Annotated in this window: 5 protein-coding genes; 4 read left to right on the forward strand and 1 reads right to left on the reverse strand. The window is 41.0% G+C overall.

Features of this window, described 5'->3' with window-relative positions; all coding sequences use genetic code 11:
• Positions 1-217 precede the first annotated feature (217 nt).
• Genes AACW45_RS38095 through AACW45_RS38105 form a run of 3 tightly spaced genes read left to right on the forward strand, consistent with a single transcriptional unit; the run spans position 218 to position 4,876 of the window.
• Positions 218-2,359: a transposase family protein gene (locus tag AACW45_RS38095; RefSeq protein WP_242045836.1), complete on the forward strand. Its 2,142-nt coding sequence runs from the start codon at positions 218-220 to the stop codon at positions 2,357-2,359.
• Positions 2,356-3,489: an AAA family ATPase gene (locus AACW45_RS38100; protein WP_190638175.1), complete on the forward strand. Its 1,134-nt coding sequence runs from the start codon at positions 2,356-2,358 to the stop codon at positions 3,487-3,489. Before AACW45_RS38095 ends, AACW45_RS38100 begins: the two co-directional genes overlap by 4 nt.
• Entirely contained in the window at positions 3,479-4,876 is a 1,398-nt protein-coding gene (locus tag AACW45_RS38105; RefSeq protein WP_190638177.1) for a TniQ family protein, read from the forward strand. The genes AACW45_RS38100 and AACW45_RS38105 overlap by 11 nt, the downstream gene beginning before the upstream one ends.
• A 100-nt stretch (positions 4,877-4,976) precedes the next feature.
• On the opposite strand, the gene AACW45_RS38110 is transcribed toward AACW45_RS38105, so the two are convergent.
• The gene (locus tag AACW45_RS38110; protein WP_277880470.1) at positions 4,977-6,107 is read right to left on the reverse strand and encodes a serine hydrolase; all 1,131 of its coding nucleotides are present in this window, start codon (positions 6,105-6,107) and stop codon (positions 4,977-4,979) included.
• Between the two features lie 271 nt (positions 6,108-6,378).
• Here AACW45_RS38110 and AACW45_RS38115 point away from each other — a divergent pair, with 271 nt between their 5' ends.
• On the forward strand, positions 6,379-12,129 hold the full coding sequence (locus tag AACW45_RS38115; protein WP_190638181.1) for a tetratricopeptide repeat protein: 5,751 nt from the start codon (positions 6,379-6,381) through the stop codon (positions 12,127-12,129).
• The last annotated feature ends 104 nt before the right edge of the window (positions 12,130-12,233 follow it).

Here is a 12,233-nt window from a genome sequence, read left to right on the forward strand (position 1 = left end):
GCATAGCGGCGCGTCATGATAGCATTCCTCCTGATTGACTCAACTCGTGCTCGGCTATCGATTCTAAACTAGATTGATACCTATTTGATGACACGCCCTAGGTTGTTACTACCGGATTCGTTCTGACGCAGAAATTGATTGGATTAAGTATAGAAATCGTCAGTTTCTCAAAAGTTATGCCGAACAAAAATATCAAATCCGAAGCGAAATAGCCACTTTGATTAAAAGTCTAGTATCATCTCAACCCGGAATTACTTATCTCAAGCTACTCCAATACCAAAATATTAGCCCAGACGATATCAACGCCTTATTAGCTACTGAAGAATTGTACATTGACCTCAGCGCGGCTCCTCTTGCTGAACCAGAAAAAGTACATATATTTTGCAATCAAGAAATAGCTCTTGCTTATAGCCCAACGAGCGTTACTCAAAACTTATCAGTGGCTAATTCCCTACAAATTATTGATGTAGCTGTTGGAACTTCTTTTTGTTGGGATGGTCAACCGCTAACAGTGCTACACAATGGAGAGAGTAAAATTGTACTGCGCTCATCTAATTCCCTGATTCATTTAACACATCCGGAATTTGATCTATTGGTGCAGCGAGGCGAAATTATTGGTCTAAAAGTTCCTGAACAAATAGGAATTCACCCAGAAGCAATAGAGCGTTTTCTCAAAGCTAGTCCAGAAGCTTTAGCAGCAGCGAATAACCGCTATCAAATCATTGAACCTTATCTGCATGGACAGAAGCGAGAAAATGAAACCGTCCCCTTGCGGACTATTAGGAATTGGAAAGCCAAATTTCAAGCTGCTGAACAAAAATATTCTTGGGGCTACATTGGGTTAATAGATAATCACGCCGCTAAAGGTAATCGTCTACCGAAAATCTCACCCGAGACGTGGGAATTTATTGATGAAATTATCGAATCTCATTATGAGACTCTTAAACAGCGTGGGAAACTAGCAGTCTATGGAGTATTAAGTCAAGAATGGGAGAAAGCTGGTCGAATTGAACATCTACCCAGTTATGTTGCTTTTTCTTCTAGAATTAAACAGCGTTCTGGCTACCAACAGACCAAAAAACGGCTCGGTTCTCGTGCTGCTTATCAAAAATCAAACTTTTACTGGGAATTAGAATTTACCACACCTCGTCATGGTGACCGTCCTTTTGAAATTTGTCATATTGACCATACACAACTAGATATTGAATTAGTTTGTTCCCGAACAGGTCGGACTTTGGGCAGACCTTGGGCTACATTGTTAATTGATGCCACCAGCAGGCGTATCCTTGCTATCTACCTGACATTTGATGAACCATCATACCGCTCGTGCATGATGGTATTGCGAATTTGTGTTCAACGCTTTTCTCGCTTCCCAGAAACGATTGTGGTAGATGGCGGAGCGGAATTTGGTAGCACTTATTTTGAAACACTTCTGGCTGCATTTGGATGTACTAAAAAGCAGCGACCTGCTGCCAAAGCCAGGTTTGGTTCAGTCATTGAACGTATTTTCGGAACTACTAATACTGAGTTTTTTTATAACTTAAAAGGCAACACCCAAATTACTAAAAATGTTCGGGTCGTTACGAAGTCAAATAATCCAAAAGGTCAAGCAGTTTGGACATTAGATGAACTCTATGAATATTTTTGTGCTTATAGTTATGAATTCTATGATTCTAAGGAACATCCGGCACTCTTACAAAGCCCACGCCAAGCCTTTTTAGCTGGACTAGCTTTGAGTGGCTCTCGGATTCATAAAAAGATTTTGTACGACCATAACTTTAAAATATTTACTCTGCCTTCAACACCCAAAGGAACAGCAAAAGTTCAGCCAAGTCGAGGAGTAAAAATTAACTATCTTTATTATTGGGCAGTAGATGATTTGTTTATCAATCCAGAAGTTGAAGGCACAAATGTACCAGTGCGTTACGACCCTTTTGATATGGGAACTGCTTATGCATATGTCCAAGGACAATGGGTGCGCTGCATTTCTGATTATTACAAATCATTTCACAATTGCTCAGAGCGAGAAGTCAAGCTAGCGAGCCAAGAATTGCACCGTTCCAGACAAAAAATATCTCAAGTAATTACGATTTCAGCTAAAGAAAAAGCAGCTTATTTAGAATCAGCTTCAGCCAAAGAAGTGTTGTTAGTGCAACGACTGCATGACCTAGCGCGTTTAGATGTTCATTCCCTGATTGAAGGCGAACGAGTTGGTCAAGACTATCCCCCGGATATCAAATTAAATCAAGAAAATTCGCCGCCACCTGATGCGAAATTAAATGCTTCCAAAGATGAATCAGTTATTTTAGAGCATTTAGAAAATATTGAACCTTATAAAAACGAGGAGTTGTGGAGATGAATCAGGAGCGACCATTTCCCGAAGAACTCCTTTTACAATCAAGCCAGATAAAGACGAGTTATTTTAAGAGTATTACTGTTCCTCATAAAAAGCTAAAGACAGCTCTGGATACTTTATTAATAAATGTTTTGGAGCCAGCAGATACATTAGTCTTCCTAGTTTTTGGTGTAACTGGTGTAGGTAAAACAACATTACGGCTGCGTTTGGAAAAGCTGCTGTTAGAAGAATTTCTACCTGATTTACAAAATAATCTCGGTCAAATTGCTGTTGCTGGTCTAGAAGCTATTCCCGCAGAACGAGGAAATTTCAGCTACAAAGATTATTACACTCGCGCCTTAGAAGCTCTGAAAGAAGTATTGGTTGAATACAAAGTTAATTATGGTTTGACTGAATCAGATTTTCAAGTATTAAAACATGCTCATCATATTGGTGGGAAAGATTCACCCGCGTTGCGTAGAGCAATGGAGAAAGTGTTCCGTTACCGTCAGCTAAAAGCCTTCACAGTAGATGAAGCTCAACATTTGTTGATGATATCTGGTGGACACCAAATGCTGCAACAAATGAACTGGATTAAATCAATTGCTAATCTAACTGGTACAGTACATATTTTATTTGGTACTTATGAATTACTCAACTGTTCAACTCTCAACGGACAAGTAGGACGACGCAGTGAGGATATTCATCTTTCACCATATCATTCTGATGAACCGGAAGATGTTGCCGAGTTTATGAGAGTAATTAACACCTTTCAACGTCATCTTCCCTTAGAGAAAGAGCCAAATTTAGAAAAACACTATGACTATCTTTTAGAAGGTTCTGTTGGTTGTGTGGGTATTCTGAAAAACTGGCTAACTCGCTCACTGCGAGTGGCGTTAGCTTCCGAGGCTAAGACTCTCACAATTTCTCATCTTCAACAGAGTGCAATAGGAGCTTCTCGTATTCATAAAATTCGCTCAGAAGCACAGCAGGGTGAACGTCGTTTACTTGAGTCAGGTGGTCTATCTGTTGGCTTAAAATCCTCGGATGTTAGCAACAATCAAGTTATTAACAAATCATCCACAAGAATTGGTCGTGTTGGTCAACGTAATCCCAAACGGGATGCAGTAGGGATGAACCAATATGACAGTTAACCTTAGTACTACTGATGAATTATGGGACTTGGAGCCACCGAAGTTTTTACTACGCAGCCGTTTGTTCCATCAGCTACCAATTGGTGTAGGTACGCCTTATGTAGAAAGTCTCACTAGCTATGTTTCTCGTTTAGCTGTTGCTCATAGCGTATCAACAGGAACTTTATTGGCAATTGAAGTAGGTCCATTAATTAAAACAAATTATTCGCCTAATAGAAAGAGCATCACTGCAATTTATGGTCAAGAGTCTGTGAGAGCTTTAAATGGTATTCGCTTGGGAGCTTTGCAGCTAGTTCAGGCTTTAGAAACACTTACTTTACGCACTGATTTGCGGTTTTTAACGATGCTGACTTGGGCTGAAGTTTTTCCAGTTCTGGGATTGCTTAAACATAAACAAGCTTGGTGTCCTCTTTGCTTACAGGAGTGGTTAGAGAACCGAAAGGAGATTTACTTACCCCTGCTATGGGCGTTCAATGTTGTCAAAGTTTGTCCATATCATTCTCAACCTTTACAATCACAATGTCCCCACTGTCAGGTTCAATTTCTACCTCTTTGGCGTACTTCTCGACCTGGATATTGTTTGAAATGTTCTGGCTGGTTGGGCAGCAGTAAAGATGCTAGGGATGGAGAATTCAATTTTCTAGAAACAAATGATGAATTTCAGTGGAATACTTGGGTAGCAAATACTGTAGCCGATTTAATCGCTCAAGCTCCTTACCTACATTCTCCATTACCTAGAGAAACAATTAAAAAATCTTTAGTCTTTTTTGTGAATAAATTTAGTAATGGTGATGTTTGGGCTTTCGAGCAGTTAATAAAACTATCCCAATCAGAAATAACTCAATGGTATTCAGGTACAACAATTCCTACACTAGATAAACTTTTAAAAATCTGTTATCAACTAAAAATCTCTCTTATCGATTTCCTTCAAACTGAGACTCTACCGCAAGCTAGTAGTAACCAAGTTGCTTTATGTCCCAGTTCTCGACAAAGACAACCAACTGTTACCTCACAAAGAAACAAGGCGCGAATCCGTTCCTTACTTACAAGTGTATTGAATCAAAATGAATATCCTTCACCTTCTGTCAGGGAAGTAGCCCGACGCTATCATGTTGGTGGTGCTACTCTCTACTACTATGCTCCAGATTTATGTCGGGCTATTTCTGCTCGTTACTGGGATTACAAAAAGCTTCTTCAACAACAGACTATTCAGCGGGGTATTAGTGAAGTCGAACGACTAGCTCCAGAACTGGTTGCACAGGGAATCACTCCTAGTGTTAAAAATCTCAAGAGTGTTATGACTAATCCAGAAGCTTTATGGCATGAGGAAGTTCTGGAAACTTTAACTGAGGTGCGGCGTTCTCTTGGCAAACTGCCTTCTAGATGACAACAGCTGTGATGCCTTTGAGTATATTGAAGCCAGAGTCCATTTAAAGTATAAGCTTGCCATTGTGGCAAACTTTTGCTTTAAGTCACAACAGCCAAGATCACCAAAAGTTGCCAAGAACCAAGTTATGGTTCAAGTCATACTTGCCATGATAAGAGGTAAAGGCCTCACTGGATTTAATCCAGATAGCCACATAACGAATTTCATTACCGACTCCGTAAGAATCTACGTGTGACAACGAAAAACCCTGATCGCGATACTTGTCGGAATTTTGCTGATAGGTAGTAGCGGTCATGTTGTGATGACTTACCCAAGCGATCGCTGGGTCGTTGGTGCGGAAGATCACATTGAAGTGGACTTTTCCGTCATCGGTATAACTATCAATCCATTCGAGGCGATAGCCTGATTTAGTGGCTTCGTTAAAAACCTGCTGATACTGGTTTGCGGCTACCCCAAGTCGAACGTATTCGCAGGAACAGTTGGAATTGGGCTGTTTCCACAAATCGAAGGTTGCAGGTACATCAGAAACAGGTACTGCGAGGACGATTTTGTCTGCCAGGTCGCTTAAATCACCAGTGCTGGTGCGGATATTGGTAACAACGGCAACGTGAACTTCGCTCAGATCCACATTGGTACTAGATATATAGCCCTTGGGGAACATCGCCACAAACGCTGTGCCACCGCCAATCAACCCGTTATGTTGTAGTTTGCCCTTTGATGTCTTACCCCAACCCATGTTATCAAGCTCTGCTGTAGTGTATTTTTTATCGAGTAAGGCTGTCAAGCGAAGGAGATTCTGAGCCGAGGCTCTAAATCCCCCAGCAGCCAAGCCCAGACCATGTTCCTCAAAAGGAAATACTTCCAGCTTTTGGTTAGCATCGTATTGATGATTCCAAGCATCACAGGAATCTGGATTTGCTCTTTCAGGCTGCACAGAATTGTGTAGTTTCATCGGCTGGAGAAAGTCTTCTCGAACATAGTCCAAATAGGATTTCCCCGATATCTTCTCTATGAGCAAAGTCCACAAGCCAAAGCCATGATTAGAGTATGGATCTAGACCATCAGGAGGAGTTGTCCCAGGCGCATAAAGCAGTTCACGGGTACGCAGAAAGTGACGATGTAATTGTTCATAGGTCAGCTGATCTTCTGGCACATCAAACATCTTAGCTGCACCTTCCACATCCCCGCTTCTGCTAAAACCAGCTCTATGATCCTCTTGATATTTGTACAGATGCGATTAATCGCCTCTGTGGCAACTCTTATGCTAGAGGAATACTGTGCTAGTTGCGTAAGTCCTGAAGTTTTATTATTTAGCGATCGCTATAATTACTTATGTAAAATTATGTATCTATATTTAACTTTTCTCAGTGTAATTTGGAAGGCAATGTTAACCTAACATTGATTCAAAACTCAAGTAAGTTTTAGAACATTAAAACAGGGGCATTTCCAGCTAATGTTAACAGAAAATAAATTTCTGCTGCAAAAAAATGGGTAGTTTTTAGATGCCATCCCCAAGAATTCGGCTAATTACGCTTGCTACTTTCTTAACCACCTTTACAATTGGTAATGGATTGGTAAGCTTTTGTGTTGCTCAAGAACAAGTTTTAAAAGACCAATTAGCAGTAAATGGCCAAGTATTAGCTCAAATCCCAAATCCCTCCAAAGCTAAAGCAGAGAAATTTTTTGATCAAGGGAATAAACAGCTGGAGACTAGCCAATTCTCAGATGCATTACAGTCTTTTCAACAAGCATTAAATATTTATCGGGCAATTGGAGATAATACTCGTGTAGCCGAAACCCTCAACAAGCTAGGAGAAGTTTACACCTGGCTGAGTCAATATCAAAAAGCTCAAGACAGTTTGCAGTCAGCTTTAACTATTTTCCGTACACAAAAACATCGTTTAGGGGAAGCTTTAGCGCTCAATCATCTGGGGGAAGTTTATCGCCATCAGGGTGAGACTGAAACTGCGCTGAAGTATCACGAACAAGCCTTGGCGATTGTACAAGAATTGGGTAACCGTGCTGAGGAAGCTGCATCGTTGCATGATATCGCCGCAGTTTACGAAACCCAAGGAAAGTATGAAAATGCCCTGAAATTTTATGAGCAAGCTTTATTGATGCGGCGTGAGGTGAAAGATAGAGCCGGGGAAGCCTTCACCTTGATTGGATTGGGAAATACTTACTTGAGTTATATCCAATTAAAGCTGTACTACCAGGCTATTAAGAAGCCGGAAGAAATCAAATCGTATAAAGATGTTCTGAAGTATTACCAACAAGCATTAGCTATTATGGGCTCTGTGGGCAACCGTGCGGGCGTTGGCTGGAGTCTTAACGGTATTGGCATGAGTTACGGAGCTTTAAATAAGGAGGAAGAAGCCTTAAAATTTTACGAGCAAGCCTTAGCAAAGATGCGTGAAGTAAGCGATCGCTCTGGGGAAGCAGCTGTTATCTTAAATCTGGGCAAAGACTACATCTGGGGATTCGATCCGCAAAGGGAATTTAGACCGATTTCACTGGATTTGTATGAGCAAGCTTTAGCTATTACCCGTGAGATTGGCGATCGCCCTTTGCAAGCTAAAATCCTCTATAGAATGGGGTTTGTTTACAACAATAAAGGGCGTAAACGTCCGGAAACTGCTCTGGAGTATTATAAACAAGCTTTACCGATAGCGCGACAGATAGGCGATCGCTTTCTCGAAGAAAAAATCCTCGATAGTATGGGCTATATCTACAGTAACCTGGGCTACCCTCAAACAGCGCAGGAGTACCAAGAGCAAGCTTTGGCAATTAGGCAAGAAATCGGTATGGGTGTGAATTTTCCTACAGAGATTGTCAAAGTAGGCACGCTTATTACTTACAGCACGCCAAAAAAAAGACCGACTTTAATCACTCTGTTGGATGGAGAAGCACTCATCCATTACAGAAATGGCGCAGCTCATGCAGACAACCGACGATACCAAGCCGCCTTAGAATCTTATCAGCAAGCCTTGGCAATTGTTCGCCAACAACAGAATCGCCCTTGGGAATGGGTAATTCTCAATCAAATGGGGACAATTTACGAAACCGTGGGACAATTACCCGCAGCATTAGATAGTTACCAGCAAAGCTTGGCAATTAGACGAGAAGTAGATGAACGTGCAGCAAAACAGCCGATACCCCATACTATTCGAGTAGCTTATGGTACTGATGTTAATTTTTCCAGCCAAGAAGGAATGCAATTGAATGAGGGGATTACCAAAGGTGTAATTAGGATAGCAGAAGGAGAGCCGATTACTACTCCTATTACTACTGTTGTGAATAATAGCTCAGGGATAACGATACAGGAGAATAAGGTAACAGGTTTGATCTCTAGTAAATTTACCGCTTTTGGACAAAAAAAAGTAGAGGTAATTGCAGGGTTGGCTGGATGGGCGGGCTTTACAGAAAATGAAGAAGAAGACACCCTCGCAAATATGGGGGATATTTACAAAACGCAAGGACAATACCAAGCTGCATTAAATTTCTACAGTGAAGCCTTAAAAATTATCCGCGCAGAGATGGAAAGCCAGGAAAGTAAAGAATCGCGCTGGCGGAGATTAACAATAGAGGGAACTTACTATCAGCAGGGACAGAGAATTAAAAGAAGTATGGGGGAAGTTTACGCAGCACTAGGACAACACCAAGCTGCTTTACAAGCTTATCAGGAATCTTTGGCAATTGCTAATAAGGAAAATAGCGGCGATCGCATTGTTACTCAAATACCTATTCTTCTAACCCAGATTGGCAAGGCTTACGAAAATTTAGGACAGTATCCAGCTGCCCTACAAGCTTATCAACAAGCATTGGCGATCGCTCGTGATCCTAAAAATCAAGGATACTATTTTTCGGAAGAATATCTGATTCGTCAGTATGGGCAAGAAGAATATTTTCGTCGGTTTAGAATAGCTTATGCAAGGCCAGATCTAGAAGCAATTCTCAACAGTATTGGCACAATTTACGAAAAGCTAGGACAATCTCAAGCGGCGCAGGAACATCGCCAGCAAGCAGTTGCATTTAAACAAGAAATTAGCAACCGTAGTGAGGAAGAAATCACTGGTAAGAAGGCAATTTTGATTACCGAAATTGGCAAAGATGAAACAAAAAAACCCATTGTGCAAATAAATAGGCTGGAGGGTGAAGCAGTCGTTCTGTTTGCGGCGGGAAATAGTTACACTTCCCAAGGAGAATATCTCAAACAACAATATCAATTTGCCTTGCAATCTTATCAGCAAGCTTTGGCAATTGTTCGTCAACAAAAAAACCGTCCTTGGGAAGCAGTAATTCTCACTCAAATGGGATTAGTTTATGAAAAGTTAGGACAAAATCAAGCAGCTTTAGAGTCCTATCAGCAAGGGTTGGCAATTCAACAAGAAATTGAGAAACTGACTGATAACAAAGCAACTCTCCTGAGTAAACCTCCCCTCAGTGGTTCTGTTAATTATGAAAGTGTAAAAATTCGTTTTGATTCTGGTCAAATTACTACTTTTAAACCGGAAGGAGGGGTGATTTTCTTTGGTCAAACAAGAGAAAAACTCAAAGCCGATCAAATATTTAAAGAAGGTAGAAGGCAGTCTAGAGACGAGAAGTATGCTAGAGCTATTAAAACATTAGAGACAGCTTTATCGATTTATCAACAGCTAGAAGATAAAGCAGGTATTGCGAAGACTTTCTATGAAATGGGGGAAATTTACAATGCTCAACAAGATGAACTGCTAGCATTGAAATACTACCAGCAAGCTTTGTCAATTTACCAGGAAATAGGGGATAAATATGGAGAAAAATCTAGCCTCAAATTGATGGAGAGAATTTACTATCAGCAAGGTAGTCAACTTTCCCAGCAAGGTCAATATCGTGAAGCTTTAGAAAATTTACGCCAAGTCTTAGAGATTGCCAAAAAACTTGGTCATCAAGAAACAGTATGGAGAACTCTCAACCAAATGGCTATAATTTACAGCAGTTTGGGAGAATATAAATTAGCTTTAGATTACTATCAACAAGCCTTACCAATTCGCTACGAAGTTTTAGGACATTGGGTAGGAGTTGAGTTCAATATGGCGCGAATTTATGAAGTACTAGGGCAATACGAACTAGCTTTAAAATCCTATCAAGAAGCCTTAAAAACTGCCAGAAGACCTGCAGAATTAGATATCGATGTTGGTATGATTGGGGATATTGCGGGGGAAGCTAGAGCGTTAAATGCTATAGGGAATATTCACTCTAGGCAAGGAAAGTATGAATTAGCATTGGATTTACATCGCCAAGCCTTAAAAGTTATTAAAAAGGTTAATGATAAAAAAGAACAAAAATTATTAGAAGGAACGACATTTTATAGTATTGGGATTGTTTACTTGCAACAAGAAAAATATCAATTAGCGTTAGATTTTTTGCAGTCAGCCTTAGCTATTTACCAACAACTAGGCTCCAGGCGTTCCGAAGGCATAACTCTCCACGCTATCGGCAAGGTTTACTTTGAGCAATGGCAATATGAATTAGCTCAAAATTTCTTGCAGCAAAGTTTAGTGATTGCTCAAGAAATTGGCAATAAAGAAGGTGAAGGACATACTTTAACTACTATCGGTTACTTACTAGAAAAACAGAATAAACCAGAATTAGCAATTATTTTCCTAAAACAATCCGTGAATGTTAGAGAAGCGATTCGCAAAAATATCAGGGAACTTCCCAAACAACAACAGCAGTCTTACACCCAAACCATTGCTCAAGATTATCGCCACCTAGCCGATATCTTGCTGCAACAAAACCGAGTTTTGGAAGCGCAACGGGTGCTAGATTTACTCAAAGTCCAGGAAATTGAAGACTATCTCCGCAATGTTCGGGGGAGTGATAAGACTGCGACTGGTATTGCTGAACGTTCCCAAGAACAGCAAATACGCGAAGGGATGACGACGGAAACTGATAAAGCGATCGCACTAGGTAAAGAACTCGCCCAACTCGAAAGCCTTCCAGTTACTAAGCGCACACCAGCCCAAACTCAGCGTATCATCGCCTTGAGAAAAACTCAGCAGGAGATTGCCAAACAGTTTAACGCTTTCCTCGAAAGCCCCAAAGTGCGAGAATGGATCGGGCAACTTCAGCAAACCACCCAAGGACAGAGTTTTAATTTAGAGTCCTCCGCCAGCGCCTTACAGGATAACTTGAAAAAACTTCAGCAAGATGCTGTAATTATCTATCCTTTGGTGTTGAGCGATCGCTTAGAACTGATTTTAGTCACCCCCTATGCACCACCACTGCGCCGCACCGTTGCTGTTAAACAAGCAGAACTCAACCGCGCGATCATTGAATTTCGTTCGGCGTTACCAAAACGTACCCCAGGGGTGAAAGTTCCGGCTAAACAGCTTTATGATTGGCTAATCAAACCCCTAGAAAATGATTTAGCTCAAGCTAAAACTAAAACCATCATCTATGCCCCAGACGGACAACTACGTTATATTCCCTTAGCTGCCCTGTATGATGGACAACAATGGTTAGTCGAGCGTTTCAGCATTAATAATATCACTGCTGTGAGCTTAACTGACCTCAACACCAAACCGCAGAATCAGTTAAATGTCTTAGCAGCCGCCTTTACCAAAGGAAACTATAACTTTGAGGTAGGAACTCGGCGGTTTGAATTCTCCGGCTTACCCTTTGCAGGTGTGGAAGTAGAAAATCTAGCGCAAACTGTTCCTCAGACAAAAAAACTCTTAGATGAGCAATTTAATCAAGATATTGTGTTGCAGATGAATGATTACTCCGTCGTCCATCTGGCTACTCACGCCGCATTTACCAATGGACAACCAGAAGAATCATTTATTTTATTTGGTAATGGCGATCGCGCTACACTACGAGATATTCAAAATTGGCGATTGCCGAATGTTGATTTAGTAGTACTTTCAGCTTGCGAAACTGGATTAGGAGAGCAGTTAGGCGACGGTAGGGAAATTCTCGGTTTTGGCTACCAGATGCAACAAACCGGTGCTAGAGCTGCGATCGCTTCTTTATGGGCGGTGGATGATGGCGGTACGCAAGCATTAATGAATGCTTTTTATACTAAAATAACACAAGGGAAAACCACAAAAGTAGAGGCTCTGCGTCAAGCGCAAATTGCTCTAATTACTGGGAACTATGCAACCATAGGTCAGCAAAGAGGCATCAACGATAATTTATCACCACAAGTAAGGCATCACCTCAGTCACCCTTTTTACTGGGCACCGTTTATTCTCATTGGCAATGGCTTGTAAATCACCTTGGTATGCGGTTAAGGATCATTGTAGTGACTGTCTTGATTGTCAAGGGGCAGTAATAAATCTGACTATTGAGGCTGGGAAATTTCGTAATTGTAAAT

Source organism: Calothrix sp. FACHB-168, from assembly GCF_963889195.1.
Classification (GTDB): domain Bacteria; phylum Cyanobacteriota; class Cyanobacteriia; order Cyanobacteriales; family Nostocaceae; genus Aulosira; species Aulosira anomala_A.

Bases quoted from the DNA above. Each gene is read 5' to 3' on its own strand.
- AACW45_RS38105 (WP_190638177.1), top strand. From the start codon at position 3,479: ATGACAGTTAACCTTAGTACTACTGATGAATTATGGGACTTGGAGCCA.
- AACW45_RS38100 (WP_190638175.1), top strand. From the start codon at position 2,356: ATGAATCAGGAGCGACCATTTCCCGAAGAACTCCTTTTACAATCAAGC.
- AACW45_RS38115 (WP_190638181.1), top strand. From the start codon at position 6,379: ATGCCATCCCCAAGAATTCGGCTAATTACGCTTGCTACTTTCTTAACC.